Below are 25298 nucleotides of genomic sequence, written 5' to 3'. Positions count from 1 at the left end.
CCATAGCCCCCTGCCCCGCCGCCGAAGCCTCCGCCCATGCCGCTTCCGCCCATGCCGGCACCGAAACCGCCGCGCCCGCCGCCGCTGCCGGCGAACAGGCCGTTGGCCGCCTCGGCCTCCACATTGTCCTGCGGGATCTCCTCGACGAAGCGGGACGGGATGGCGCTGACCCAGTTGCCGTAGAGCCGGCGGTTGGCGGCATGGCTGACATAGGCGCGGCGGCGCGCACGGGTCAGGCCGACATAGGCCAGCCGCCGCTCCTCCTCCAGCCCGGCGATGCCGGTCTCGTCCAGCGCCCGCTGGTTGGGGAAAACGCCCTCCTCCCAGCCCGGCAGGAAGACATGGTCGAACTCCAGCCCCTTGGCGCCGTGTAGGGTCATCACCGTGACCTGCTCGATGCCGGCGGCCTCGGCATTCTCCATCACCAGCGCGACATGCTCCAGGAAGCCCGGCAGGTTCTCGAACTCCGCCATGGCGGTGATCAGTTCCTTCAGGTTTTCCAGCCGGCCGGGAGCCTCCGGAGTCTTGTCCTCCTGCCACATGCGGGTGTAGCCGGACTCGTCCAGGACGGTGCGGGCAAGCTCGGTGTGCGGCACCGTCGCCATCAGCGTCCGCCAGCGGAAGAAGTCCTGCAACAGCCCGCGCAGGGTGGCGCGCAGCTTCGGCTTCAGCTCGTCAGTCTCGGTCAGCGCCCAGCCGGCTTCGGTCAGCGACAGCCCCCGGGCGCGGGCGGCGGTGTAGAGGCTCTGCATCGCCGCCGGACCGACGCCGCGCTTGGGCAGATTGACGATGCGTTCGAAGGCCAGATCGTCGTCGCCGGAATTGACGACGCGGAAATAGGCCAACGCATCGCGGATTTCCTGCCGCTCGTAGAAGCGCGGGCCGCCCAGCACCTTGTAAGGCAGGCCGAGCGTGATGAAGCGTTCTTCGAATTCACGGGTCTGGAAGCCGGCGCGGACCAGCACGGCGATCTGCGCCAGGGAGGTGCCCTTGCGTTGGAGAGTCTCGATCTCCTCGCCGACCCAGCGCGCCTCCTCCTCGCCGTCCCACACCGCCTTGACCTTGACCGGCTCGCCGCCGTCGGCCTCGGTCCACAGCGTCTTGCCCAACCGGCCCTGGTTGTTGGCGATCAGACCGGAGGCCGCCGCCAGGATATGGCCGGTGGAGCGATAGTTCTGCTCCAGCTTGATGATGGTGGCGCCGGGGAAGTCGGTCTCGAAGCGCAGGATGTTGCCGATCTCGGCACCACGCCAGGCGTAGATCGACTGATCCTCGTCACCCACGCAGCAGATGTTCTTGTGAGCTTGAGACAGTATTCTAAGCCACAGATACTGCGCGACGTTGGTATCCTGATACTCGTCGACCAGCAGATATTTGAACTTGCGGTGATACTCCGCCAGCACATCCGGATGGTTCTGGAAGATAGCGAGGTTGTGCAGCAGCAGATCGCCGAAATCGCAGGCGTTCAGGGTGCGCAGGCGCTCCTGATAGGCACGGTAGATCGCCACCACCCGGCCGCCCGCCACATCGCCGCCATCGGCGTCGCCGAGCCGGTCGGGGGTCAGGCCGCGGTCCTTCCAGCGCTCGATGGCGCCCAGCACCTGACGGGGCGGCCATTTCTTGGAATCGATGTTCTCGGCTTGCAGCAGCTGCTTGATCAGGCGGACCTGGTCGTCGGTGTCCAGGATGGTGAAGTTCGACTTCAACCCGACCAGCTCGGCATGGCGGCGCAGGATGCGGGCGGCCAGCGCATGGAAGGTGCCGAGCCACCAGCCCTCAGGCTCGATCCCCATCAGATGGCCGACACGCTCGCGCATCTCGCGGGCGGCCTTGTTGGTGAAGGTCACCGCCAGGATCTGGAAGGCGGCGGCGCGGCGCGTCATAAGCAGATGGGCCAGCCGGGTGGTCAGCACCCGCGTCTTGCCGGTTCCGGCGCCGGCCAGCACCAGGACCGGTCCGTCCAGAGCCTCCACCGCCGCCCGCTGTGTCGGGTTGAGCCCGTCCAGATAGGCGAAGCGCTGCGCTGCGGCCGGGAATCCCGAAGCGGGACCGGCGGCGGGAGCGGCGTGGCTCAACGGATCATCATCATAAGCGTCTGACATGGCGTCCCGGCCTGGGGATGGACGAAAGGGAATGGACGGAAAAATTCGGCTCGAGCGTGCGAATGCTCTGTCGCGGCTGGAACGTATACAGCACAGAACGCCCCGGCACGACCCCTGTCGATGGCGGCATACCCCGCCCGGCGACGGAGAGCGGCACGGCCACGCTTATGCCTAATGGCAAATTTCCAGGATATAGGACTCCAACCATCGGGCGATGACGTAGTTCTGCCCGGCCGAGGCCCTTCGTTGTGAAAGTCACCCGACACTATCGTTCAGTGTCCTTACGAAGTCACGGCATGACCGTTAACGATTTCCCCTTTTCTGTCACAGACAGTTATTCCACCTGACCAGGGGAAGCTGCATTATGTCCTCATCTTGTCTTATGCAGGCTTACGGCATATGCCCATTGCTCGACGCGAAATTTACCTAAGCGAAATTTTGCGCGGCGCAAATCGGGGGTATCTATGGATCACAACGAGGCACCCCCGAACCCTGAGGGGGAGCGGACCGGATGCAGGAGCGGAAGGTCGGGGATGCCTCCGAAGCGCCACCCGGCGCCACTTTGATCGGAACGGAACAAAAGGCGGGCTGAGACCATGGATGCCATCAACGTTTTCCTCATCGATGCCAACAAGCTTTTCCGTGAGGGTATGAAGCGTCTGTTCGAAGGCACCCCCTTCAATGTCGTCGGCGAGGCCGGCAGCCTGCGCGAGGGCCTGTCGACGCTCGGCACCGGCCAGAACCCGGAGCTGATCCTCATCGACCTGCCGAGCGGCGCCGACGAGGAAGTCGAAGCGATGCGCAGCCTGCGCGAGGCTCACCCGTCGATCCGGATCGTCATTCTGACCAACGATCTGGAAACCCGCCGCCTGTCGGCCGCGCTCGGCGCCGGTGCCGGCGGCTACCTGCTGAAGGACATCGCCTGCGAGGCGCTGATGCAGTCGCTGAAGCTGGTGATGATGGGCGAGAAGGTGTTCCCGACCCACCTCGCCGAGCTGCTGGTCAGCGGTCGCACCGAGGACATGGGCGCCGAGCTGCCGACCCGCCGCAAGGGCCTGTCGCAGCGTGAGGTGCAGATCCTGCGCTGCCTGCTGAACGGCAACAGCAACAAGATGATCGCCAACCACCTGAGCATCACGGAAGCCACCGTGAAGGTTCACCTGAAGAGCCTGCTGCGCAAGATCAACGCCTCCAACCGCACCCAGGCCGCCATCTGGGCGCTGAACAACGGCATCGGCGATCAGGCAGCCGAGACCGGTGTCGCCGCCACCGTCTGATTACCGCCCGATCCGACGGATCGGCATACCGCTCTGCCGAAAGGCCCCGCCCGCCTTCCGTCCTGGCCGTCCGCCCCACCATCCGGGGCAGGCGGCCGGCGGAGCGGGACGTTGCCTTTTGCAGCGCTCGTCCGTTTCCGCAGGCCGTCCGGGCAACCCGTAGCAAAGCTCCCCGCCAGCCCCATGGCCGATAAAGACGGCAGGCATAGAGGAAGCGGTCTAAGACCAAAAGCGAACTACAGCGTGAGAATGGACGTGCTTATGTGAACTGCGGGCCGATGACGCCATCCCGGTGTGAGATCGCCGCAACCTTCTGGAAATGCCTGCGATGAACGTGCTGATCGCCGACGATCACCTGCTGTTCCGAGACGGTCTGCGCCGACTCCTGGCGCAATTCGACGCCGACATGACGTTTTTCGAGGCGAGCACCTATGACGAGGTGCGAGCGCTCTGCGATGGCACCAGACCGTTCGACCTGATCCTGCTCGATCTGGGAATGCCCGGCTGGACCGGCTTCTCGGCCCTCGGCGACATTCATGTCAACCTGCCGAAAGCGCTTCTGGTGGTGGTGTCCGGGTCGGAAAAGCGGTCAGACCTGCTGGCGGCCCTGGAAAACGGCGCTGCCGGCTATATCCCGAAATCCTCCAGCGCCAAGGTCCTGCTGGGGGCCTTGCAGCTGGTGCTCGCCGGCGGAATCTATCTTCCCGAACAGGCCATCCGCGGCGCCGACCGTGTCGAACAGACGCATGGCGGCTATGGCGGGCACGGTTCCGGCGAGGCGATGGACGACAATGCCGGGATGGGCAATGCCAACGGCGACCAGTTGACGCCGCGCCAGCGCGACGTCCTCGCCCGGCTGCGCGACGGCAAATCGAACAAGCAGATCGCCCATGAGCTGGGACTGACGGAAGGCACGGTGAAGGTCCATGTCACCGCCATCCTGCGGCACCTCGGCGTCCGCAACCGCACACAGGCGGCCCTGACAGCCCAGAGCCTGTAAGGATTCGGGACAGCCCCCCGCATCACCTCCCCACATCCGGAAGAAGGAACCCCTTCTTCCCTAACGCTGCGCCCGCTCCACAGCGGAAACCAGCGCCAGCAGGGCGCCGCGCAGTTCGGTCGCATGGGTGCGCGGGCGGATGGCGGCGGCGTCGGACACGGCGACGACCGTCAGGGTGCGACACCCCGTCAGCCCACCCTCGAGCCGCGTGAACAGCCCGGCCGGGTCGCTGCCCTGGATCAGGGTCACCGGCACCCGCACTGCCGGCAGTTCAGCTTCAAGGTCCCCGAGACCGCCCGTCGGCATCGTCGGCAACGGCCGGCCGAAACAGGCGGTCAGCGCGTTCCAGCGCCGGCGCATCGGCGATTCGGCGCCGACATCGTCGACGATCATCACGCCGCCGACCTGTTCCGGGAAATCCAGCGCCGCGGCGATGGCGAGCGGCGCCGTCACTGCACCGGCAACCAGAACCGGCCGGCGCCCGCCACGCTCCACCAGCAGCGGGGAGAGCATCGCCGCTCCGGCGGCGGCCGGCACGGTCAGCCATTCCTGGCCCGCCGGAACATGGTCCAGCAGGCGCCACCACGCCCCCTTGCCGGGATGAAGGAAGATCACCCGCCGCCCGGATGGATCGCCGGCACGGTCGGCCGTGCGGTCTCCCGCCCAGGCAGCACCCACCCCGTCCGCGGTCAGACCGTTCACCGGACAGCGGGCGGCGTCTGCCCGTCCGGCGCGGACGGTGGAAGGCTGGGTGTGAAAGAACACGGTCGGATCCCCGATGGTGGCGTTCCGCGATGGGACCGTCCCACCGCCGAACCCAACCGTAACGAAGCCGAACCGAAGTCGTCCCGTTCGATAAATCGGGCAGAACCCTGAAAATGGGCCAAAACCCCACCCTGCCCGCAAAAGGTTTCAGCCACCACCGAAACACGACAAAAGCAAAGCAAATTCCATGACTTGCCGGCCGGTTCCCGGCCGCTTTCGATCACAGGCGGTCAGCCTGCCGATCACCGGCCGAGACAACTGCCGTGGCGACCGGTCAATGCAGCGTCACCTCCTCGCCTTCGGGGTCGGGTGCCACCGCCAGGGGGCGGCGCAGTTCGCCGGCCAGGCTGCGCCACTCCGGCGCTCCCCCCAGCTGTTGCAGCAACTGTGCGGTGAAGGCGAAGACCGCAGTTTCCAGCGGCCCATTGTCCTCCGCATGGGCGTTGACGGTCAGGCAGGATTCCGCAGCGCTCTCGAAGATGGCGGCGGCGGCGCTGGCCCCCGGTCCGGGATCCGGCAGCGGGACGGCCCGCGGCTTCTCCCCGCTGACACGCAGGCGCGACAGGTTGTCGGCCAGCAGGCGGGTGCGGATGGCGTTGTCGACGGCTGCGGCCATGGTGTAGCCGGCCTCCTCCTCGACGGTGGCGCGCAGGATGCGCAGCCCCGCGATCAACCCGCGGGCCACGTCGCCATTGCCGCCGCGCTTGGCCGCAGCCGCGACGGCGGTGCCGAGGATGGCGGCGACCACCGGCGAGAGCGATTCGCCCTCGCCCGGCATGTTCGGCGCGTCGGCGCCGGCGTCGGTGTTCAATGCCTCGTTCATGCGGCCTCCGATCCGTGTGATCCGGAAGGCGGCCCGCCGGCGGTGCTGCCGGCAAAGGGCCCGTCCGGATGCGTCGTCATGATGCCTGATTCGGATCTGTGGACCGTACGGATCCGGTTCAAGGCATGGATGGCATGAGGCTCCCCCTCTTTCGCGCCGCCGGACGGGGTGCCCCATCTTCGCAGCTGCCGATATCTGTCCGGCCCACCTCTAGGCGCGCCGTATGACCATCCCCACATCTGCGGCGAAAGGGAGGGTTACGTGTCATGCCTCTGCTCAGTCTTCTCCTCAATCTGCTCTGGCTGGTCACGGGTGGCATCTGGATGGCGCTCGGCTGGCTGTTGGCCGCGGTCCTGATGGCTGTGTCCATCATCGGCCTGCCTTGGGCCAGGTCCGCCCTGACCATCGCCCATTACACCCTGCTCCCCTTTGGACAAACCGCCGTGCGCCGGGATGAGTTCCGCGGGCGCGAAGACATGGGCACCGGCGCGCTCGGCTTCATCGGCAATGTCGTGTGGTTCGTGCTGGCCGGCTGGTGGCTGGCGCTCGGCCATCTGGTCGCGGCGGTGGGGCTCGCCATCACCATCATCGGCCTGCCCTTCGCCTGGGCGCATCTGAAGCTTGCGCTGCTGGCGCTGTGGCCGGTCGGAACCGAGATCGTGCCGTCGGACGACGTCGGACGGCGGGTGACCGGCCGCATCTGATCCCCGCCTGCGGCATTTCCGACAATTTTATCGAAGCCGCGCAGTCACCCGCCTTCCGGTGCGCAGGAGTCCCATGCCTCCCCCGTACTGCCTCTTGTGAGGCTATCCGTTGGAGAGTGCCATGTCGGTATCCATGGTGAGTGCGTCGGCCGTCGGCCAGACCTATCAGCGGCCGCAAGGGCCGGGTAAAGAGATCCGCGAGGGCATCGACAGCCTGAAGAAGGCGGTGGAGTCCGGCGACATGACCGCCGTCCAGTCCGCCTACGACTCCCTGTCGAAACTGCAGTCCGACAAGCAGGGCGGCAGCACCGGATCGAGCACAAGCACCAGCGCCAGCACCGGTAAGGACCCGCTGTCGAAGCTGCTGTCCAGCGTGGGAGAGGCGCTGAAGAGCGGTGACATCGGCCAGGTTCAGCAGGCAATGTCCAAGAACGGCCCGCCCAGCGGCGGCCCGGGCGGCGCCGGCGGCCCCGGTGGAGGTCCCGGCGGAGCGGGCGGCCCGCCGCCGAACGGTCCGCCGCCGGGCGACGAGGGTGGGTCGGACGAGCTGCGCAGCACCGTCGGCAGCCTCGCCCAGTCCTTGCAGTCCGGCGACGTGTCGGGCGCGCAGGACTCGCTGTCGGCTCTGTCGGATATGCTGAAGAGTGCCGCCGACAGCGACAGCGGGGCCGGCAGTGTCAACAACAGCAGCTCCACCGACTTCCTGGGAACCCTGAAGAAGAATCTCAGCAGCCTGAGCAGCTCGCTCAGCTCCGGCGACCTCTCTGGCGCGCAGAGCCTGTTCGCCAGCCTGACGCCGCGCGGCTCGCAGGGCGTCGACATCACCGCCTGATTGGCGGGGTCACGACAGGGCGGCGGCGGGCTCCGGTTCCGTCGCCTGCCCCGCCTTTTCCCGCGCCTTCATCGCCTTCAGCATGACCGAGGCGCGCCAGAACCCCAGCCCGGCGCCATCGACGAAATGCACATGACGGTCGGCCGTCACATCCCCGACCAGACAGGTGACGGTGGTCGCATCGGCCCGCGCGGTGCCGTAGCGAATCGAGCCGGCCTGCGCCGCCCGGGCCAGCAGCGCCTCGATGGCGTTGGCCTCCCCCTCCGTCACGTCCAGCACCAGCCGCGGCCCGCCGGCCGATTTGCGGAAATCGGTGCGCTCCGCCATGTGGCGGCGGTAGCGCTGCGGATCGAAATTGCCGAGCGACAGGCCCAGCCTCAGAAGCAATACCAGAAGTCCCGACCCGGCAAGCGCCTTGCCCACGCGCCGGACGCGCATACCCAGACCGGCGCCATCCCGGCCGCCGCGCGCCTCCATCAGCAGGGAGCGCCAGTCCGGCGGCCAGCGCGCCTCCAGCCGTTCCCCCACCCCCAGCGGGGCGGCGCCGGCGGTGGGCACGATGGCCTCGATGGCGCGCTGGACACGGGCAAGCTCCAGCAGCCCTGCGGCCCCCGGATCGACCGCATCGACGATCACGCACAGCACGGTTCCGCGCCGCGGCGGCACCGGGTTCCAGCGGCAGGAGACCGACTCCAGCCCGGGCAGCGGCCCCTGCTGCGGCGGCAGGCGCCAGCGCGCATCCTCCTTGACCCAGGCATCGGCCACCACCACCCCGGCGCCCAGGAACAGGCCGAAGCTGTTGCCGTTGCCGACATCGTGCAGCGCCGCCATCACCTCCAGCCCCTGGTCGAGCAGCGCCTGCACCGGCACCAGCCCGACGCGCAGCGGCACGTCCATCACCTCCGCCGACCAGTGGGCGAGCGCGGACAGCGCCGCCCGCGCCCCGTCCTCCCGCCCCGGCGGCACCGCGGCGATGGCGCCGTCGCCGCCGAACTGGCAGGCGGCCGGCTCCTGCCCGATGCGCACCGCGTCGGACAGCACCGCGACCACCCCGGCGGCGACGAAATTGACGTCGCGATGGCGCCCCTGCGTGGCCAGCTGCGTGCTGCCGGTGACATCGGCCACCGCCAGCGACCAGCCGCCGTCGAGCACGGCATAGCGCCGGGGGTCCGACGCCTCCGCGGCGAAATCGCGGATCACCGGCAACAGAGACATGGCGGTTCCCCCAACGGACAGCAACGGGCGGGCGACAACGGGACGAGGTCGAAGCCTAGCATGACCACAGCCGCAGCGGCAGGGAGGAGGAACCCCGAAAGTCACGGCCCCGTCGGAGAGGCCGGCATTGTCAATGCGCGGTCCCGGCAGGAAAATTACCGGGCCGTAACGAATGCTTACGTCATTAACTGTTGTTAAACGATGTGCCCCCAAAACTGTCTGAATATGTCGGTATGGTTTCAGGGTTTCGGAACAAGAGGACGTCGCTCTTCATGTCTTGGCTGTCGAAATTCTCTGGAGGCAACAAGGAGCCGGGCGGCGCGAAGTCCGCGGCCGAGCCGCGCAAGGAGCGTCCCTCCACTCCGCCGAAGATCGTCATCGACCATCACGAATATGTGCCCGAGGAGTTCGTCATCGGCTCCTTCCGCATCCGCCCTTATGACGGCGACCTGATCGCCAAGCAGAAGTTCGATTTCCGGCTGCAGTTCGACCTTGGGGGCGATCCGGTGGACGTGTCCTGCATGGGCCTCGTGGTGAAGATGACGGCGGAAGCCGGACTCGTCGCCCGCTACCAGCCGCCGCAGCCCTTCTACGAGCGCAAGCTGGTCGACTATATGAAGGCCCTGAAGGGTCTGTAAGCGCGAATAGCTGCCTGATGATGGTGGTGTCGGCGGCCGACCGGCACTATATCTATGGGTATGCCGATCCGTCTGCTCCCAGAAACACTGGTCAACCGCATCGCCGCCGGCGAGGTGGTCGAACGTCCCGCCGCCGCCGTGAAGGAGTTGGTGGAGAACGCCATCGACGCCGGCGCCACCCGCATCGACGTGGTGGCGCGCGACGGCGGCAAGTCGCTGATCGCCGTCACCGACGACGGCTGCGGCATGACGCCGGACGAGCTGGTGCTGGCGGTCGAACGCCATGCCACCTCCAAGCTGCCGGGCGACGACCTGCTCGACATCCGCTCTCTCGGCTTCCGGGGGGAGGCGCTGCCGTCCATCGGCGCCGTCAGCTGCCTGACCATCACGAGCCGCGCCCGCAACGCCGACAGCGCCTGGAGCCTGACCGTCGATGCCGGCGCCAAGGGCCAGCCGCAGCCGGCGGCACTGGCCCAGGGCACGCGGATCGAGGTGCGCGACCTGTTCGCCGCCGTGCCGGCCCGGCTGAAATTCCTGAAAGCCTCGCGCACCGAATACGACCACATCGCCGATTGCCTGGAACGGCTGGCGATGGCCCATCCCGGCGTCGCCTTCACGCTCAGCGACGGCGGGCGCGGCGGCCTGCGGCTGAGTGCGGCACAGGGCGATTTGCTGGACGCCCGGCTGACCCGGCTGGGTGCCTTGATGGGGCGCGATTTCCAGGAGAATGCCGTCCCGGTGACGGCGGTGCGCGAGGAGGTGTCGCTGGCCGGATGGATCGGCCTGCCGACCCTGCACCGCCCGACCGCCAAGCACCAGCATCTGTTCGTCAACGGCCGGCCGGTGCGCGACAAGCTGATGGTGGGTGCGGTGCGCGCCGCCTACGCCGATTTCCTGCCGCGCGACCGCCACCCGATGCTGGCGCTGTTCCTCGACATCGATCCGCAGGAAGTGGACGTGAACGTCCACCCGGCCAAGGCCGAGGTGCGCTTCCGCGACCAGGGTCTGGTGCGTGGTCTGATCGTCGGCTCGCTGAAACACGCACTGGCCGAGGCCGGCCACCGCGCGTCGACCACCGTCGGCCTCGCCACGCTGGGCGCCCTGCGGCCGGAACCTGGCGGGGACACCGACAGCGGCTTCACCCCTTCCCCCCTGCCCTACGGCCGATCCGGCGGCGGGTCGGGCAGCGGGACAGGGAGCAGTTGGGGCGGTTCCTACACGCCCACATCCGTCCCGCGCGGTCTGGCGGAGCGCTCCTCGGCCTTCCAGGCACCGACCCAGACGGGGCTGCCGCCGCTGCAAGGCCGCCTCAGCGGCTTCAGCAACGGCTTTGCCCCGGCGGCCCGCCCGCCGGAATACCGCACCCCCGACCCGGCCGCCCTCAGGCCCGAGCCGCCACCGGACAGCCACCCGCTGGGGGCGGCGCGGGCGCAAGTGCACACCACCTACATCGTGGCGCAGACCCGCGAGGGCATCGTCATCGTCGACCAGCACGCCGCCCATGAACGGCTGGTCTATGAGCGGATGAAGACCGCCCTGCTGGAAGGCGGCGTGAAGCGTCAGGCCCTGCTGATCCCCGAACTGATCGAACTGGACGAGCCGTCCGCCAATCGCCTGCTCGCCCGCAGCGCCGAACTGTCCGAACTCGGTCTGGTGATCGAGGGCTTCGGCCACGGCTGCGTCATGGTGCGCGAGGTCCCGGCCCTGCTTGGCCAGTCCGACGTGAAGAACCTGATCCGCGACCTTGCCGAGGAACTGTCCGAACTGGGCGACGCCCTCTCGCTGAAGGAGCGGTTGGAGGAGGTCTGCGCGACGATGGCCTGTCACGGCAGCGTCCGCGCCGGCCGCAGCTTGAGCGTCGACGAGATGAACGCCCTGCTGCGCCAGATGGAAGCGACTCCGCACAGCGGCCAGTGCAACCACGGCCGGCCGACTTACGTGGAGCTGAAGCTGGCGGATATCGAGCGGCTGTTCGGGCGGAGGTAGACCGGCAGTTCCGCTGCCGGTCCTGGTTGCCGGGCCTCACCCTTTCAGGATCACCGCGATCATGATGGCGGCGAAGCTGACGATGGCGACCGAGCCGACGATGATGCTGGCGAGCATCTGCGCCGAGATGTAGGAGCCGGCGACCGTCCCGGCAATCCGCGCCAACCCGTCACGGCCACCCTTCGCATTCGCACCAGGGTGTCCGCAGGATGGGCAGGATGGCGCTTCGGTGGAGATCGTGTGGCCGCAGGCGGCGCAGGGGATCAGAGCCATTCCATTCCTTCCCAGGTCTTGTCTTGCCGGGCTTGATCTGCCCTTGCTGAAGACATGGGAGGGGTAATGGAAGATTGCAGCCCCCTGCTCCGGACAACCTACCGGAGAGATACCCCGGCCGCGCTCAGTACCCCACCGTGAACCGCTTGCGCTCGTGCTTCGGCGTCTCGATCTCGTCGACCAGAGCCACGGCGAAGTCCTCGTAGCTGATCCAGCTGCGGCCGGTCTCGTCAGCCAGCAGGGACTCGGAGCCAATGCGGAACTTGCCCGTCCGCTCGCCCAGCACGAACTCGGCCGACGGCGACAGGAAGGTCCAGTTCAGGGTCGGCTCGGCCTTCAGCCGGTCGAGGAACTCGGCGCCCTTGGTGGCCTCGGCCTTGTAGATCTCGGGGAATTCCGGCAGGTCGAGAACCCGCACGCCCGGTGCCACCTCCAGGCTGCCGGCACCACCGACCACCAGATAACGCGGCACGCCGGAGGTCTTCACCGCGCCGATCAGGCTGCCGGCATCGCCCATCAGGAACATCACGGCGCTGACCACCGCGTCATGACCGGCCAGCAGCGGGGCCAGCGTTTCCGCCTTGTTGGCATCGCCGGCCTTCACGGTCAGGCCGGGAGCGGCGGCAACCTTGGCCGGATCGCGGACGATGGCGGTGACGCTGTGGCCGCGGCGGAGCAGTTCGGCCTGGATGCGGCTGCCGGCGCGGCCGGCGGCACCGATGATGGCGACGTTCATGACGGGTGTCCTCTGACTAGGTTTCCAATAGTGACTTGATGCCGTTTTGGAAATCTGGTGTAAAGAAGGCACCTTTTCGTGACATGGTCACCTGGATGTAACCGCCGGATCGCCGGTCTGGATGACTGAACTGGGAGTGGATGCGGATGGACAGGACCCTGCTGGGGCTGGGCGGTAAACGGCCGTCGGAGATGGATCAGTTGCCCGACGCCTATGCCTCCGCCTGCCCGACGCGGCAGGCACTGGACCGGATCGCCGACAAATGGACGGTGCTGATCCTCGGCTTGCTGGAAAGCGGGCCGATGCGTTTCAACCGGCTGCGCCGCGAGATCGAGGGCATCTCGCAGAAGATGCTATCGCAGACGCTGAAAAGCCTGGAGCGCGACGGGCTGGTCAGCCGCAGGGCCTTCGCCACCGTGCCGGTCACCGTCGAATATTCCATCACGCCGCTGGGCGCCACGCTGGCCGAAACTCTGGCGCCGCTGCGGATGTGGGCCGAGACCCACATCGCGCAGATGCTGGAGGCTCGCGCCGCCTATGACCGGACGGAAGACGGCGCGCCGGTCCGGTTGGACGTCGCCTAAACCTCCTCGCCCGGCTTCCCGTCCGCCTCAGTCCGCCGCAGCAGATAGTCCAGCCCACCGACCCGGAACCAGCGATAGCCGTAGGCCTCCATCACCAGATGGTGGCGGCCCTTGGCATCGGGCTCGCTGTGGTCCTCCGACAGCAGGTTGACCAGCCGGCAGCCCTCGCCATGGCCGTCCACGTCCAGCACGATCTCGCAGGGCTTGTCCGACAGGTTGTGCAGGACAACCACCCCGTTGTTCCGCCAGTCATAGCGCAGGGCCAGCACCTCCGGCCGGCCGGTCTTGAGAATCCGGAAGTCGCCCCAGCCGATTTCCGGACACTCCTTGCGCATGCGGATGATGCGCTCCGTCCAGTTCAGCAAGGATTGCGGGTCGCGGCGCTGGATCGCGGCATTGATCCGCTCATAGCCGAAGACGCCGCCGCTGATCACCGGGCTTTCCGGCGCGTCGGACTTGGTGAAGCCGCCATGCGGCTCGTCCGACCATTGCATCGGCGTGCGGGCGCAGTTCCGTTCGGGCAGCGACAGGTCGTCGCCCATGCCGATCTCGTCGCCATAGCGGATGACCGGCGTCCCCGGCAGGGTGAACATCAGGCTGTAGGCCAGCTCGATCCGCCGCCGGTCGGCGTTCAGCATCGGCGCCAGCCGCCGGCGGATGCCGCGGTCATAAAGCTGCATCGACTTGTCCGGCCCGAAGGCGGCGAACACCGCCTGCCGCTGCTCCTCGGTCAGCCGGCCCAGGTCGAGTTCGTCGTGGTTGCGCAGGAAGGTGCCCCATTGGGCGGTGGCCGGCCGCGGCTTCGTCACCTCCAGCGCCTTGGCGAGCGGTCCGGTATCGCCGGTGGCCAGCGCGTAGAACAGGTGCTGGTTGACCTGGAAGTTGAACATCATGTGGCAGCGGTCGCCGTCGTTGCCGAAATAGTGCAGATCGTCTTCCGGCAGGATGTTGGCCTCCGCCAGCAGCATGGCGTCGCCGCGCCGCCACTGCACGAATTCGCGGAAGCTGCGCAGCATGCCGAACTGTTCCTTCGGCTTGGTAACGTCCGCTCCCTTCTCCGCGATGATGAAGGGCACGGCGTCCATGCGGAAGCCGGCGACGCCGAGCTGGATCCAGAAGCCCATGATCTTCAGCAGCTCGGCGTGCACCTCCGGATTGGCGGTGTTCAGGTCGGGCTGGAATTTGTAGAAGCGGTGGAAATACCAGGCCTTGGCTTCGCGGTCATAGGTCCAGGTCGATTTCTGCACGCCGGGAAAGACCATGCCCTGGTCGGCATTTTCCGGCTTTTTGTCCGACCAGACATACCAGTCGCGATACTTGCTGTCGGGATCGCTGCGGGCGGCCTTGAACCAGGGATGCTCGTCGGAGGTGTGGTTGATCACCAGATCGATGATCACACGGATGCCGCGCTGTTCGCAGGCATGGGTGAATTCGACGAAGTCGCCCAGCGTGCCATAGCGCGGATCAACATTGTAATAGTCGGCGACGTCATAGCCGTCGTCCTTCATCGGCGAGGTCTGGAACGGGCCCAGCCACAGGCAGGTCACCCCCAGCCCGTGCAGATAGTCCAGCCGGCGCAGCAGCCCCTGGAAATCGCCGACGCCGTCGCCGTTGGCGTCCATGAAGGTCGACAGCGACAGATTGTAGATCACCGCATTCTTGTACCAGAGGTCCCGGATCATGGCCGCTCCATCGCGATGCCTTCCTCCGGCCCGATGCGGAGGCGACAGGCGGGGAACAGCGGCAACGCCACTTTGGTTGCGGAACGAAGCGCTCTTCGGCGGTAGACGCGCCTGCGGCAAAGTTGCAGGTCAGGCATCCGGCATCTGGTATGCAAAACTTTTTGCGGTAGCATGCCGGCCTGCTTATGTTGCAGCACAGCATGACTGGACCGTCACCGTGGGCACCCGCTGCCCGTGGCTGATGCCGTTCGGCCTCATGCGCTGTTGTTCCTGTCGCCTTTGTTCCTGTCGATGCCCCTCCCCTCCCGATAAGGACGTTTCCGCCATGATCGAGACCCAGGCCCTCCTGTTCCTCGCGCTGACCGGCATGATCGGCCACGCCGTCTACATGGCCAGCGGCCGCGGCGGCTTCACCGTGATCGAGCCGGAGAAGGACGAGACGGAAGAGGAGCCGGGCATCCTGTTCTCCTCCGACCGCTTCCAGCAGGCGGCCCAAGCCGAAAACAATTCCGAAGGCAAGCCCGGCAAGGCGAAGGACCGTCCCTTCTGGATCGAATGAACGATGCGGACCGGGGCGCTCCCGCGCATCCCGGCCCGCATCCGTCAGTCAGTCTTCCGAGCGAAGCCCCCCGACTGTCTCTCTAACCGCTCCCCTTAGCCGTTGGCGGTGCCGGCGGCGGCCCCGACCGGGACGGCGCGGGCGGCATCGCCATGTTCGGCGCGGCGGGCCAGCTCCTCGTTCCGGGCATGGTGGCGGGCCAGCATCGGCTTCAGGACCAGCAGCGCACAGGCCGCGGCGGTCAGATCCATGGTGGCGGTGACGTACAGCACGGTCGCCCAGGTGCCGGTGGCTTCCATCAGCAGGTTGCCCAGCGGAACCAGCAGGGCGGCGACACCCTTGGCGCAGTACAGGACGCCGTAGATCTTGCCGGCATGCTTGGTGCCGAAGGTGTCGGCCGAGGTGGCGCTGAACAGGCTGTACACTTCGCCCCAGGCCAGGAAGACCATGCCGCTGAGGATCAGGAACATCATCGGGTCATGGCCGAAGCGGCTCAGCATGATGATGCCGACGCCTTCCAGGGTGAAGGCGACGAACATGGTCGCCTCACGGCCGATGTGGTCGGAGATGAAGCCGAACAGCGGGCGCGAGATGCCGTTCATCACACGGTCGAGCATCAGGGCGAAGGGCAGAGCCGCCATGGTCAGGCCGAAGACGCTGACCGGTGCTTCCTTCACGCCCAGATCGTGGGCGATGACGCCCAGCTGGGCCACGGCCATCAGGCCGCCGGTGACGGTGCCGATGAACATCGCCCACATCACCCAGAACACCGGGGTACGGACGGCTTCGCCCAGCGTGTAGTCGCGGCGGGTCTGGGCGACCTTGGTCGAGGCCTTGACCTGCTCCTTCTGCGGCATGCGCAGGAACAGCGCGGCGCAGATGATGATGGCGCCCTGCACCAGGCCGAACCAGAAGAAGGCAGCCTGATAGCCGCTGCTGTGGATCATCGCCGAGATCGGCAGGATGGTCAGGGCCGAACCGGCGCCATAGCCGCCCGCCGTCAGGCCGACCGCCAGACCGCGCTTTTCCGGGAACCACTTCAGCGCGTTGTTGACGCAGGTGGCGTAGACGCAGCCGACGCCGATGCCGCCGATGGCCGAACCGACATACAGCATGCTGAGCGAGCCGGCATAGCTGTCGATGATCCAGGACAGGCCGGTGAAGAAGCCGCCTGCGGCGACGATCACGCGGGGGCCGTACTTGTCGATGAAGTAACCCTCGATCGGCGTCAGCCAGGTCTGCACGACGACGAAGATGGTGAAGGCGGTCTGGATCGATGCGCGCGTCCAGCCATGGGTCGCCTGGATTTCCGGGACGAACAGCGTCCAGGCATACTGGATGTTGGCCGCCGCCACCATGCAGACGATACCGACGACGATCTGCGTCCAGCGCACCGCGTCGGTCACCGGCGCCGCGGATTCCGCTGCCGGTTGTGAATTCATATGAGCCATCGTGCCTCCCTTAAACTTGCCTGAGCCGGCGGCACGGCCCCTCTCCCGGGGACCGGCACGCCAATCACGATTGCGGAATGACCCGGACGGACCGCTCTTGCTGACGGTTCCTTTCCGGAACTCGGCGCGGATGCCGACAATCGCTCGGAGTTCGATTGTCCCGATTTAGGAATGCCAGATATGTAATCTGGTATGCCAAAACCGGGGACAAAAAGACACCGACGGACGGATCGACGCCGTAGGCATACAGACTGATCAAGTAAAACTTATCCTACACACCCAATCCGGCGAGCGGTCCACACCGGTTATATTATCGGATCAGCCGATAGGTCGCGTGTTCTGTAAAAAGAAGCCGTGCCGGTACCTGCACGGCCCCCTCGAACGAGGGTGTGCAGTCTTAGGAGATAGATAGATGCCGCCGTTTCCATAGAGGAACCGCATCGGCGACACATAATGTTTTGCTCGGATTGTTTTGGAACTCAACAATCCGTTTCGTCTTTCCGCATGATGGAAAAACACAGGTGCAGGCCTTGGAACGCCAGGGATGCGCCCCCATCGGCGGGTGAGCGGACCCGGCAAAAAATGGAACTCAGGGGATTTAAAGGACTGATCCGCAACGCCAAGGGCGGGGCAAGCGGGAACCGTCCATGCGGTCAGGCCAGGTGGCGGACCATCAGGAAGGCGACGCGGGTGTCGCCATAGCGGCGCTCGTCGAGCGCCGAAAAACCATCGGGAAGAGGCAGCGGGTCGCGGTCGGCGACCTCAACCACGGCGAGCGCGCCGTCGGCCAGCCAGCCGGCGCGCAGCAGACCTTCCAGCGCGCGCGGCGCCAGCCCCTGGCCATAGGGCGGGTCGAGGAAGGCCAGCATGCAGGCACGGGGGGCCGGCGGCGGCTTGGCCGCATCGGCGCGCAAAACCTGGGCGTTCGCCGTTTCGCGCAGGGCCTCGACATTGGCGCGCACGGCGTCGAGTGCCGGCCGGCCCATGTCGAGGAAGCCGCACCAGGACGCACCGCGCGACAGGGCTTCCAGCCCCAGCGCGCCGGTGCCGCAAAAGGCGTCGACGACCGCTGCGCCCTCGAACTCGGGCGCCCAGTCGGCGTGGGCCAGGATGTTGAAGATGGCTTGCCGGGTGCGGTCGGTGGTGGGGCGGGTATCGCGCCCGCCCGGTGCCACCAGACTGCGGCCGCGGTGCTTACCGCCGACGATCCGCACGCGGGCGCTCCGTCCGTCCGCCAGCCCCGCCGCCGGACCTCTCGCCGCCGCCTGCCTTCGGACCGCCCCGCGGCGCCGGACCGGCCCCTTTCGGACCAGTCGGCTTGGAGCCCGGAGCCTTGCCGTCGCGGGGCCTGTCGTCACGAGAGCGTGCGCCCTCGGACCGCGGGGCGTCGGAACGGGCACCCTCCGGCTTGCCGGACCGGCTTGGCTTCGCCGAGCCGCCGCCGAGCGACAGGGTGCCGCGGGTGGACCCGCCACGCCGCGCCGGCTTGGTCTCTTCGGTGCGGGCGGCTTCCGCCTCGTGCCGCTTGGTGGCGGACCGCGGTGCACGTTTCGGCGCCGCCTTGGCATCGGCGGCGGCCGCCCCGCCTTTCGAGGGTGCGGCCTTCGGACCGGACTTCCCCGCCGCTTCGGCACGGGCCTTGGCGCGCTGCTTGGTGCCGGACTCGGTCGATTCCGCCCCTTCGGGCGTGCCGAAGAAGGGAGCGATCTGTTCGCGGACGACGCGCTTCGGCACCTCCTCGACGGCACCCTCCTCCAGCTTGCCGAGCTGGAACGGACCATAGGCGACGCGGATCAGCCGGTTGACCTGGAGCCCCAGCGACTCCATCACCTTGCGGATCTCGCGGTTCTTGCCTTCCTTCAGGCTGACGGTCAGCCAGGCGTTGCGGCCCTGGATGCGGTCGAGCGCGGCCTCGATCGGGCCGTACTTCACGCCTTCGATGGTCGGCCCCTTTTCCAGCGCCGCCAGTTGCCTCTCGTCGACCTCGCCGAAGACGCGCACGCGGTAGCGGCGGGTCCAGCCGGTCGCCGGCAGTTCCAGGAAGCGGGCCAGTTCGCCGTCGTTGGTCAGCAGCAGCAGTCCCTCGGTCGTCAGGTCGAGACGGCCGATGGAGACCACGCGCGGAAGGTCGGGCGGCAGGCGGTCGAAGACGGTCTCGCGCCCCTTCTCGTCACGGGCGGTGGTGACCAGCCCCGACGGCTTGTGATAGCGCCACAGGCGGGCCGGCTCCGGCTCCGGAATGACCTTGCCGTCGACCTGCACGATGTCGCCGGGGCGCACCACGCAGGCCGGGCTGTCCAGCACGCGGCTGTTGACCGCGACGCGGCCCTCGGCGATCCAGCGTTCGGCGTCGCGGCGCGAGCATAGGCCGGCGCGCGCCAGTCGTTTGGCGATTCGTTCACCGCCGCCAGCACCGGAGGCGGTGGCGGAATCGGATTTCTTGGCAGTATCGGAGCGGTCCATGGCCGGACCATAGGGCCTGGACGCGCCGCCCGCAACACTGGTCCAGCGCCCAGCCACCGGAATCCGGTTGACGGGCTCGGCGGGCGGTTGGCACCCTGCCCGGCCATGCCCTCTCCCCGCTATATGGACCTTGCCTTCGCCGCTGCCGAGGCCGCCGCCGCGCGCGGCGAGGTGCCGGTCGGCGCCGTCGTCGTCGATCCCGCAACGGGTGCGGTGCTCGCCGCCGCCGGCAACCGGACGGAGGAGCTGTGCGACCCGTCCGCCCATGCCGAGTTGCTGGCGATCCGCGCCGCGTGCGCCGGTCGCGGCCAGCCGCGCCTGCCTGGCTGCGACCTGTATGTGACGCTGGAGCCCTGTGCGCTCTGCGCCGCGGCGATCAGCTTCGCCCGCATCCGGCGGGTCTATTACGGCGCCTACGACCCCAAGGGCGGCGCCGTCGACCACGGCCCGCGCTTCTTCACCCAGCCGACCTGCCACCACGCGCCGGAGGTCTACAGCGGGATCGGCGAGACCCGGGCCGGGAAATTGCTGCGGGACTTCTTCAGGGAGCGCCGGTGACCCGTCGTCGTCGGGCCAGATAGCATGATGCGCATTATTGTTATCATCGCATTAAAACAGAATTTCTCAACATCAAACGCATGCAAACAAATTCACCACGCAGACAATCCGGGGGAATATCTTCCGAACTCATCAACCGGCGCATATGATACGTGTAAACAAGGTATGTTCTGTTAAGTGTTTGTTTAACGAATATATGCCCATGATGCGTCTGTTGCCTTCAGCCATCGGGAGTTAAAAAGAATGTTGTCGTTCCGCAAGCCCCAGGACAATCAGGCAGCCGAAGAGTTGGCTCTGCTGGGACGCCATGCGGGTGTCGGGTTGTGGGATGCCGTGATTCACAATGGCGATCCGATGCATGCGCAGAGCCGCTGGCACTGGTCGCCGGAATTCCGTCGTCTCGTCGGCTTTGGCCACGACGACACGGCCGGTTTCCCCGACAAGGTCGGGTCCTGGGCAGACCGGCTGCACCCCGACGATGCCAAGCCGACCTTCGACAGCTTCATGGCCTGCCTGAACGACCGCAGCGGCCGCACCGGCTATGACGTGAATTACCGGCTGAAGGTGAAGGACGGCAGCTATCGCTGGTTCCGCGCCATCGGCGGCGTCGCCCGCGACAGCAGCGGCCTTGCGCTGCGCGCTTGCGGGTCGCTGATCGACATCAATGCCGAGCGCAACGAGCTGGAGCGGGCCAAGCTGCTCGACCGTCACGCCGGCGTCGGGCTTTGGGACGCGGTCTTCCACAACGCCGACGCGATGCATGCGCAGAGCCACTGGCACTGGTCGCCGGAGTTCCGCCGTCTCGTCGGCTTCGACCGTGACGATACGGCCGGCTTCCCCGACAAGGTCGGTTCCTGGGGCGACCGTCTGCACCCGGACGACGCCAAGCCGACCTTCGACGCCTTCATGGCCTGCCTGAACGACCGCAGCGGCCGCACCGGCTACGACGTCGATTACCGGCTGAAGCTGAGGGACGGCAGCTATCGCTGGTTCCGCGCCATCGGCGGCGTCGCCCGCGACGGCAACGGCCTGGCGCTGCGCGCCTGCGGGTCGCTGATCGACATCGACGCGCAGAAGCAGGCCGAACTGCGGCAGGCGGAGATGGACGGCGAGCGCCGCCGCAGCGTCGCCACCCTCGCCGAATCGCTGGACCGCGAGGTCGGCACCGCCGCCGACCGCGCCACCGCCAACGCCCAGACCGTCGCCGCCGCGACGGAAGAGCTGTCGGCTTCGATCTCCGACATCAGCAACCGCGCCAACGAGGCGTCGGGCGCCTCGCTGAAGGCATCGGAGGAGGCGACCCGCACCAACGCCGCGGTGGAAGCCCTGGTCACCTCGGCCGAGCGCATCGGCGCCATCACCAAGCTGATCAACAGCATTGCCTCGCAGACCAACCTGCTGGCGCTGAACGCCACCATTGAAGCCGCCCGCGCCGGCGAGGCGGGCCGCGGCTTCGCCGTGGTGGCGAACGAGGTGAAGTCGCTGGCCCAGCAGAGCGGCAGTGCTGCCGACGACATCGCGGCACAGATCGCGTCGGTCCAGCAGGAGGCGCTGCACGCGGTCGATGCCATCCGCCGCATCGGCGCCATCGTCACCGACGTTCAGCAGATCTCCACCACCATCGCCGCCGCCGTGTCGCAGCAGGAATCGGCGACCAAGGAGATTGCCCACAGCGTCACCCGCGTGGTCCGCGACATCGAAGTGGTGTCGCAGAACATCGCCTCCACGTCGGAACGGCTGCGGGCGTAAGCAGACACGGAAAGGGGAGCGCCGCAATGCGGTTCTCCCCATTTCCGGACGAGATCGAATGCTGTGGATTCGTCAGGAAGCAGCGGTGAGAAGGGAGCGGACGTCAGCGAGAAAACGTTCGGCGTTGGCAAGATGCTTCGCTGCACGGTCGCGCGTCACATCCGCTGCAGGTTCCTCGTAGTCGGTAAGCAGCCGATCACGCAACGCTGCGGCCAGTGCCTGGGCATGCTCCATCGGCATCAGGCCGGGCTTGGCGACATGCTCAAAGAAAAGAGCCTGAACGCCACGGTGCGACTTCGAACCGAAGCCATGCCGGGTCAGCATCGCCAGGGCCGCCAACTCCATCGCGAGATGAGCACGATTGACGCTGTCGCGCGGGAAACCGCCTGAATAAAGCAGCCTCGCCGCATTCAGAGCCTCCTCGGCCCGGCCGAGACGCGCCAGGGGCTCTACGGTCCCGCTCACACCGGCACCCCCTGCTCCCGCACCGTCGTGATCAAAGGGTGCTGGGAGGTGCGCAACGTCCGCACCGACCAGACGAAAGGTTGAACGATCCTGCCCGCTTCCATGGTCGGCACGAAGGCGATGTCCATGATGCGGTCTGCCGCCTCCAGCGGATCCGACGGTTCATCCTTCAGAATCACCGCCAGATCCAAATCGGACTCGTCCGTATAGTCATCGCGGGAGCGCGACCCGAACAGAAGGATCGAGTCCAGGCGGGAGCCGAACACGGCTTCGGCTCCCTGGCGGAATGCGGCGATGGCCGCGTGGGTCTGGGGTGCGGTGTCCATAACCGGAGGCAAACGGCATCTGTTGGGACCGAACTCCAAAATAACCCTTCCAGGACTATTTTTGTAGCCGCCTTTACCGCCCCACCGCCCGCCAGCCGATGTCGCGCCGGCAGAAGCCGCCCGGCCAGTCCAGCGCATCCACCGCCTTGTAGGCTGCCGTCTGCGCCTCCGCCACCGTCGGCGCCAGCGCGGTCACGCCCAGCACCCGGCCGCCGACCGACAGCACACGGCCATCCTCGGCCCGCCTGGTGCCGGCATGGAACACGGTCACGCCATCCACCGCGCCGGCCTTGTCCAGCCCGCGGATCTCGGTGTTCTTGGCGTAATCGCCGGGGTAGCCGTTGGCCGCCATCACCACGCACAGCGCGGTGCGGTCGTGCCAGCGCAGGTCGATGCTGTCCAGCACCCCGTCGGCCGCCGCCACCAGCGCCGCCAGCGCGTCGGACTTCAGCCGCATCATCAGCGTCTGGCATTCCGGGTCGCCGAAGCGGACGTTGAACTCCAGCGTCTTCGGCACCGGGCCGTCCGGCGTCTGCATGATCATCAGGCCGGCGAACAGCACGCCCTTGAAGGGCTTGCCTTCCGCCGCCATGCCCTTGACCGTCGGCAGGATGATCTCGCGCATCACGCGGTCCTGCAGGTCCGCGGTCAGCACCGGGGCCGGGGAATAGGCGCCCATGCCGCCGGTGTTGGGGCCGGTGTCGCCGTCGCCGACCGCCTTGTGGTCTTGGGCCGAGGCCAGCGGCAGCGCGTTCTCGCCGTCGCACAGCGCGAAGAAGCTGACCTCCTCGCCGTCCAGGAACTCCTCCACCACCACCTCGGCACCGGCGGCGCCGAAGCGGCCGCCGACCAGCGCGTCGTCGATGGCCTCGAACGCCTCCTGCTCGGTGCGGGCGACGGTGACGCCCTTGCCGGCGGCCAGCCCGTCGGCCTTCACCACGATGGGGGCGCCATGCTTGCGAACATAGGCCTTGGCAGCTGCGGGGTCCTTGAACCGCTCGTAGAAGGCGGTGGGCACCCCGTATTTCGCCAGGATGTCCTTCATGAAGCCCTTGGAGCCCTCAAGCTCCGCCGCCGCGGCACTCGGCCCGAAGGCCTTGATGCCCAGCGCGGTCAGCCTGTCCACCAGACCCAGCACCAGCGGGCCTTCCGGACCGACGACGACGAAGTCGATGGCGTTGTCCTGGACGAAGCGCACCAGCGCGTCGACGTCCTCCGACCCGATTGCGACCAGCGTGGCGACGTCGGCGATGCCGGCATTGCCCGGCGCGCAATAGAGCGCATCGCACAGCGGCGAGTTGGAAATGGCCCAGCAGAGCGCGTGCTCACGACCGCCCGATCCGACGACGAGGACTTTCATGGGGTGGCGCTCCTTCCGCCTTGTTGCGATCTGCGCGCCTTGTATCATGGCGGCGCCCCAACTCAAGAGCGCCATGACGTCCGAAAACGCACCCCAAACCTCCACGCCGCTGATTGCCCCGGAACCGCGCCCCGGCTCCAACCTTCCGGAATTCACCGTCGGCGACCTCGCCCGCCGGCTGAAGCGCAGCATCGAGGAGGAATTCGGCTTCGTCCGCGTCCGCGGCGAGATCAGCCAGCCGAAGAAGCACAGCTCCGGCCACTGCTACATGCGCCTGAAGGACGACACCGCGGTGATCGAGGCGGTGTGCTGGCGCGGCACCATGGCGAAGCTGGCTGTCCGGCCGGAGGAAGGGCTGGAGGTCATCGTCACCGGGCGGATGACAACCTATCCCGGCCGCTCGCAGTACCAGCTGATCGTCGAGTCGATGGAGCTGGCCGGCGAAGGGGCCCTCCTGAAGATGCTGGAGGAGCGCAAGCGGCGGCTGGCGGCGGAGGGGCTGTTCGACCCCGCCCGCAAGAAGCGCATCCCCTTCCTGCCCGACGTGATCGGCGTCGTCACCTCCCCCACCGGGGCGGTCATCCGCGACATCCTGCACCGGCTGAACGACCGCTTCCCCCGCCATGTCCTGCTGTGGCCGGTCGCGGTGCAGGGCGAGCGTGCGGCGGCCGAGGTGACGGCGGCGATCGAGGGCTTCAACCGCATCCAGCCGGGGGGACGAGTTCCGCGGCCCAACCTCATCATCGTCGCGCGCGGCGGCGGCTCGCTGGAGGACCTGATGGCCTTCAACGAGGAAAATGTCGTCCGTGCCGCCGCGGCCAGCGCCATCCCGCTGATCTCCGCCGTCGGGCACGAGACCGACACCACGCTGATCGACTTCGCGTCGGACCTGCGGGCGCCCACCCCGACCGCCGCCGCCGAGATGGCGGTACCGGTGCGCGGCGAGCTGCTGGCCCAGATCCTCGACGACGAGCGCCGGCTGCTCGCCTGCGCCTCCCGCGCGGTGGAGGACCGCCGCAACCGGGTGGAGGGGCTGGCCCGCGGCCTCGGCGATCCCCGCGCCCTGCTGGAAGGCCATGCCCAGCGGCTGGACGACCGGGCGGAGCGCCTGAACCTTGCAGCGATGGCCCTGCTGGAGCGCCGTCGTACCCGCGTCGGCGAGCTGGCCGCCAAGCTGCGCCATCCGCGCGAGAAGCTGGCCCAGGCCGAGCAGAAACTGGCGTCGGAAAGCCGCGCCCTCGATTCTGCGCTGCGCCATGCGGTGACCACCGCCGGCGGGCGGTTCGACCGGGTTGCCGGCCGGCTGTCGCTGACCCCGGGGCGTGTGAAGCTGGCCGACGGCAAACGCCGCATCGCCGACCTGACGCCGCGCCTCGACCGCAGCTATGCCAAGGGGGTTGCCGACAAGGCGGCGTCTCTGGCTTCGCTCGGCCAATTGCTGGAAAGTTACAGCTACAAGGGCGTGCTGGCCCGTGGCTTCGCCCTGATCGAAGACCGCGACGGCCGCCCGGTCACCCGTGCCGATCAGGCGACGCCGGGTCTGGCCGTCAACATCGTCTTCGCCGATGATGCCAAAGTTGCAGCAACCGTCGACGGCGGCATGCCCAAGGCGGAGATGAAGCCCGAGGCACAGGCGGAACCCAAGCCGGAGAAGAAGGCGGCACCGCGCAAGCCTCGGCCGGTGCCGGTACAGGGCAGCCTGTTCTGAGACCGCGCGGCCAGGGCGGGCCGGGAGCGGGGCCAGGGGCGG

General features: G+C 67.7%; 24 protein-coding genes. 11 read left to right on the top strand and 13 right to left on the bottom strand.

Annotated features, from left to right (window positions below):
* On the bottom strand, positions 1 to 2102 hold a 2102-nt coding region (locus tag GBZ48_RS06600; protein ID WP_246307010.1), incomplete at its 3' end, for an ATP-dependent helicase.
* Between the two features lie 596 nt (positions 2103 to 2698).
* Between GBZ48_RS06600 and GBZ48_RS06595 the strand changes: the two genes are divergently transcribed.
* The gene (locus tag GBZ48_RS06595) at positions 2699 to 3379 is read left to right on the top strand and encodes a LuxR C-terminal-related transcriptional regulator (RefSeq protein ID WP_174470282.1); all 681 of its coding nucleotides are present in this window, start codon (positions 2699 to 2701) and stop codon (positions 3377 to 3379) included.
* Between the two features lie 328 nt (positions 3380 to 3707).
* Positions 3708 to 4379 (top strand): LuxR C-terminal-related transcriptional regulator, encoded by a 672-nt coding sequence (locus GBZ48_RS06590; protein ID WP_109096599.1) that lies wholly within the window; start codon positions 3708 to 3710, stop codon positions 4377 to 4379.
* Positions 4380 to 4439: 60 nt separating this feature from the next.
* On the opposite strand, the gene GBZ48_RS06585 is transcribed toward GBZ48_RS06590, so the two are convergent.
* On the bottom strand, positions 4440 to 5144 hold the full coding sequence (locus tag GBZ48_RS06585) for an alpha/beta fold hydrolase (RefSeq protein WP_174470281.1): 705 nt from the start codon (positions 5142 to 5144) through the stop codon (positions 4440 to 4442).
* Between the two features lie 274 nt (positions 5145 to 5418).
* Complete coding sequence (locus GBZ48_RS06580) at positions 5419 to 5967, bottom strand: hypothetical protein (protein WP_174470280.1); 549 nt, start codon at positions 5965 to 5967, stop codon at positions 5419 to 5421.
* A 266-nt stretch (positions 5968 to 6233) separates the two neighbouring features.
* Here GBZ48_RS06580 and GBZ48_RS06575 point away from each other — a divergent pair, with 266 nt between their 5' ends.
* Positions 6234 to 6671: a YccF domain-containing protein gene (locus GBZ48_RS06575; protein WP_174470279.1), complete on the top strand. Its 438-nt coding sequence runs from the start codon at positions 6234 to 6236 to the stop codon at positions 6669 to 6671.
* Positions 6672 to 6792: 121 nt separating this feature from the next.
* Complete coding sequence (locus tag GBZ48_RS06570; RefSeq protein ID WP_174470278.1) at positions 6793 to 7503, top strand: hypothetical protein; 711 nt, start codon at positions 6793 to 6795, stop codon at positions 7501 to 7503.
* Positions 7504 to 7512: 9 nt separating this feature from the next.
* Here GBZ48_RS06570 and GBZ48_RS06565 read toward each other — a convergent pair whose 3' ends face one another.
* Positions 7513 to 8718, bottom strand: a complete 1206-nt coding sequence (locus tag GBZ48_RS06565; RefSeq protein WP_174470277.1) for a DUF3095 family protein — start codon at positions 8716 to 8718, stop codon at positions 7513 to 7515.
* Positions 8719 to 8990: 272 nt separating this feature from the next.
* On the opposite strand from GBZ48_RS06565, the gene GBZ48_RS06560 reads away from it, so the two are divergent.
* Entirely contained in the window at positions 8991 to 9356 is a 366-nt protein-coding gene (locus tag GBZ48_RS06560) for a hypothetical protein (protein WP_174470276.1), read from the top strand.
* A gap of 60 nt (positions 9357 to 9416) precedes the next feature.
* Positions 9417 to 11342: a DNA mismatch repair endonuclease MutL gene (gene mutL, locus GBZ48_RS06555; protein WP_174470292.1), complete on the top strand. Its 1926-nt coding sequence runs from the start codon at positions 9417 to 9419 to the stop codon at positions 11340 to 11342.
* A 36-nt stretch (positions 11343 to 11378) separates the two neighbouring features.
* Here mutL and GBZ48_RS06550 read toward each other — a convergent pair whose 3' ends face one another.
* Together GBZ48_RS06550 and GBZ48_RS06545 are read right to left on the bottom strand one after the other, a co-directional pair.
* Entirely contained in the window at positions 11379 to 11615 is a 237-nt protein-coding gene (locus GBZ48_RS06550; protein WP_174470275.1) for a hypothetical protein, read from the bottom strand.
* A gap of 124 nt (positions 11616 to 11739) precedes the next feature.
* Positions 11740 to 12351, bottom strand: a complete 612-nt coding sequence (locus GBZ48_RS06545) for an NAD(P)-dependent oxidoreductase (RefSeq protein WP_174470274.1) — start codon at positions 12349 to 12351, stop codon at positions 11740 to 11742.
* A gap of 146 nt (positions 12352 to 12497) precedes the next feature.
* On the opposite strand from GBZ48_RS06545, the gene GBZ48_RS06540 reads away from it, so the two are divergent.
* Positions 12498 to 12935, top strand: coding sequence for a winged helix-turn-helix transcriptional regulator (locus tag GBZ48_RS06540; protein ID WP_209798149.1), 438 nt, complete (start codon positions 12498 to 12500; stop codon positions 12933 to 12935).
* On the opposite strand, the gene GBZ48_RS06535 is transcribed toward GBZ48_RS06540, so the two are convergent.
* Positions 12932 to 14617: an alpha-amylase family protein gene (locus GBZ48_RS06535; RefSeq protein ID WP_174470272.1), complete on the bottom strand. Its 1686-nt coding sequence runs from the start codon at positions 14615 to 14617 to the stop codon at positions 12932 to 12934. The two genes, GBZ48_RS06540 and GBZ48_RS06535, sit on opposite strands and share 4 nt — an antisense overlap.
* Before the next feature lie 325 nt (positions 14618 to 14942).
* On the opposite strand from GBZ48_RS06535, the gene GBZ48_RS06530 reads away from it, so the two are divergent.
* Positions 14943 to 15176 carry a hypothetical protein gene (locus tag GBZ48_RS06530; RefSeq protein ID WP_174470271.1) on the top strand — a complete coding sequence of 78 codons (234 nt, stop codon included), beginning with the start codon at positions 14943 to 14945 and terminating at the stop codon, positions 15174 to 15176.
* A 95-nt stretch (positions 15177 to 15271) separates the two neighbouring features.
* Here GBZ48_RS06530 and oxlT read toward each other — a convergent pair whose 3' ends face one another.
* The 3 genes from oxlT to GBZ48_RS37035 all read right to left on the bottom strand — a co-directional run bounded on the left by oxlT (position 15272) and on the right by GBZ48_RS37035 (position 19090).
* The gene (gene oxlT / locus GBZ48_RS06525) at positions 15272 to 16618 is read right to left on the bottom strand and encodes an oxalate/formate MFS antiporter (protein ID WP_174470270.1); all 1347 of its coding nucleotides are present in this window, start codon (positions 16616 to 16618) and stop codon (positions 15272 to 15274) included.
* 662 nt (positions 16619 to 17280) lie between these two features.
* Positions 17281 to 17841 carry a 16S rRNA (guanine(966)-N(2))-methyltransferase RsmD gene (gene rsmD, locus GBZ48_RS06520; protein ID WP_174470269.1) on the bottom strand — a complete coding sequence of 187 codons (561 nt, stop codon included), beginning with the start codon at positions 17839 to 17841 and terminating at the stop codon, positions 17281 to 17283.
* Positions 17822 to 19090 (bottom strand): pseudouridine synthase, encoded by a 1269-nt coding sequence (locus GBZ48_RS37035; RefSeq protein ID WP_174470268.1) that lies wholly within the window; start codon positions 19088 to 19090, stop codon positions 17822 to 17824. The genes rsmD and GBZ48_RS37035 overlap by 20 nt, the downstream gene beginning before the upstream one ends.
* Positions 19091 to 19195: 105 nt before the next feature.
* On the opposite strand from GBZ48_RS37035, the gene GBZ48_RS06510 reads away from it, so the two are divergent.
* Together GBZ48_RS06510 and GBZ48_RS06505 are read left to right on the top strand one after the other, a co-directional pair.
* Entirely contained in the window at positions 19196 to 19648 is a 453-nt protein-coding gene (locus GBZ48_RS06510) for a nucleoside deaminase (RefSeq protein WP_174470267.1), read from the top strand.
* 243 nt (positions 19649 to 19891) lie between these two features.
* Positions 19892 to 21397, top strand: a complete 1506-nt coding sequence (locus GBZ48_RS06505) for a methyl-accepting chemotaxis protein (RefSeq protein ID WP_174470266.1) — start codon at positions 19892 to 19894, stop codon at positions 21395 to 21397.
* Between the two features lie 72 nt (positions 21398 to 21469).
* On the opposite strand, the gene GBZ48_RS06500 is transcribed toward GBZ48_RS06505, so the two are convergent.
* Genes GBZ48_RS06500 through purD form a run of 3 tightly spaced genes read right to left on the bottom strand, consistent with a single transcriptional unit; the run spans position 21470 to position 23548 of the window.
* Entirely contained in the window at positions 21470 to 21862 is a 393-nt protein-coding gene (locus GBZ48_RS06500) for a HEPN domain-containing protein (RefSeq protein WP_174470265.1), read from the bottom strand.
* Entirely contained in the window at positions 21859 to 22227 is a 369-nt protein-coding gene (locus GBZ48_RS06495; protein WP_174470264.1) for a nucleotidyltransferase domain-containing protein, read from the bottom strand. The genes GBZ48_RS06500 and GBZ48_RS06495 overlap by 4 nt, the downstream gene beginning before the upstream one ends.
* A 34-nt stretch (positions 22228 to 22261) precedes the next feature.
* A complete protein-coding gene (gene purD, locus GBZ48_RS06490; protein ID WP_174470263.1) occupies positions 22262 to 23548 on the bottom strand; it encodes a phosphoribosylamine--glycine ligase in 1287 nt (428 codons plus the stop codon).
* 73 nt (positions 23549 to 23621) lie between these two features.
* Between purD and xseA the strand changes: the two genes are divergently transcribed.
* Positions 23622 to 25256: an exodeoxyribonuclease VII large subunit gene (gene xseA / locus GBZ48_RS06485; protein ID WP_174470262.1), complete on the top strand. Its 1635-nt coding sequence runs from the start codon at positions 23622 to 23624 to the stop codon at positions 25254 to 25256.
* Positions 25257 to 25298 lie beyond the last annotated feature (42 nt).

It is taken from the genome of Azospirillum melinis (assembly GCF_013340935.1).
GTDB lineage: Bacteria > Pseudomonadota > Alphaproteobacteria > Azospirillales > Azospirillaceae > Azospirillum > Azospirillum melinis.
Note: the sequence above shows the minus strand (reverse complement) of the source record. Positions and strands in the feature narration are given on the sequence as shown.

Excerpts from the sequence above, each read along its gene's own strand:
- GBZ48_RS06565 (WP_174470277.1), bottom strand. The coding sequence starts at position 8,718 with ATGTCTCTGTTGCCGGTGATCCGCGATTTCGCCGCGGAGGCGTCGGAC.
- GBZ48_RS06545 (WP_174470274.1), bottom strand. The coding sequence starts at position 12,351 with ATGAACGTCGCCATCATCGGTGCCGCCGGCCGCGCCGGCAGCCGCATC.
- purD (WP_174470263.1), bottom strand. The coding sequence starts at position 23,548 with ATGAAAGTCCTCGTCGTCGGATCGGGCGGTCGTGAGCACGCGCTCTGC.
- GBZ48_RS06530 (WP_174470271.1), top strand. The coding sequence starts at position 14,943 with ATGATCGAGACCCAGGCCCTCCTGTTCCTCGCGCTGACCGGCATGATC.
- GBZ48_RS06535 (WP_174470272.1), bottom strand. The coding sequence starts at position 14,617 with ATGATCCGGGACCTCTGGTACAAGAATGCGGTGATCTACAATCTGTCG.
- GBZ48_RS06570 (WP_174470278.1), top strand. The coding sequence starts at position 6,793 with ATGTCGGTATCCATGGTGAGTGCGTCGGCCGTCGGCCAGACCTATCAG.
- GBZ48_RS06575 (WP_174470279.1), top strand. The coding sequence starts at position 6,234 with ATGCCTCTGCTCAGTCTTCTCCTCAATCTGCTCTGGCTGGTCACGGGT.
- oxlT (WP_174470270.1), bottom strand. The coding sequence starts at position 16,618 with ATGAATTCACAACCGGCAGCGGAATCCGCGGCGCCGGTGACCGACGCG.
- GBZ48_RS06510 (WP_174470267.1), top strand. The coding sequence starts at position 19,196 with ATGCCCTCTCCCCGCTATATGGACCTTGCCTTCGCCGCTGCCGAGGCC.
- GBZ48_RS06580 (WP_174470280.1), bottom strand. The coding sequence starts at position 5,967 with ATGAACGAGGCATTGAACACCGACGCCGGCGCCGACGCGCCGAACATG.
- GBZ48_RS06550 (WP_174470275.1), bottom strand. The coding sequence starts at position 11,615 with ATGGCTCTGATCCCCTGCGCCGCCTGCGGCCACACGATCTCCACCGAA.
- GBZ48_RS37035 (WP_174470268.1), bottom strand. The coding sequence starts at position 19,090 with ATGGACCGCTCCGATACTGCCAAGAAATCCGATTCCGCCACCGCCTCC.
- GBZ48_RS06590 (WP_109096599.1), top strand. The coding sequence starts at position 3,708 with ATGAACGTGCTGATCGCCGACGATCACCTGCTGTTCCGAGACGGTCTG.
- GBZ48_RS06540 (WP_209798149.1), top strand. The coding sequence starts at position 12,498 with ATGGACAGGACCCTGCTGGGGCTGGGCGGTAAACGGCCGTCGGAGATG.
- GBZ48_RS06560 (WP_174470276.1), top strand. The coding sequence starts at position 8,991 with ATGTCTTGGCTGTCGAAATTCTCTGGAGGCAACAAGGAGCCGGGCGGC.
- mutL (WP_174470292.1), top strand. The coding sequence starts at position 9,417 with ATGCCGATCCGTCTGCTCCCAGAAACACTGGTCAACCGCATCGCCGCC.
- GBZ48_RS06595 (WP_174470282.1), top strand. The coding sequence starts at position 2,699 with ATGGATGCCATCAACGTTTTCCTCATCGATGCCAACAAGCTTTTCCGT.
- xseA (WP_174470262.1), top strand. The coding sequence starts at position 23,622 with ATGACGTCCGAAAACGCACCCCAAACCTCCACGCCGCTGATTGCCCCG.
- GBZ48_RS06505 (WP_174470266.1), top strand. The coding sequence starts at position 19,892 with ATGTTGTCGTTCCGCAAGCCCCAGGACAATCAGGCAGCCGAAGAGTTG.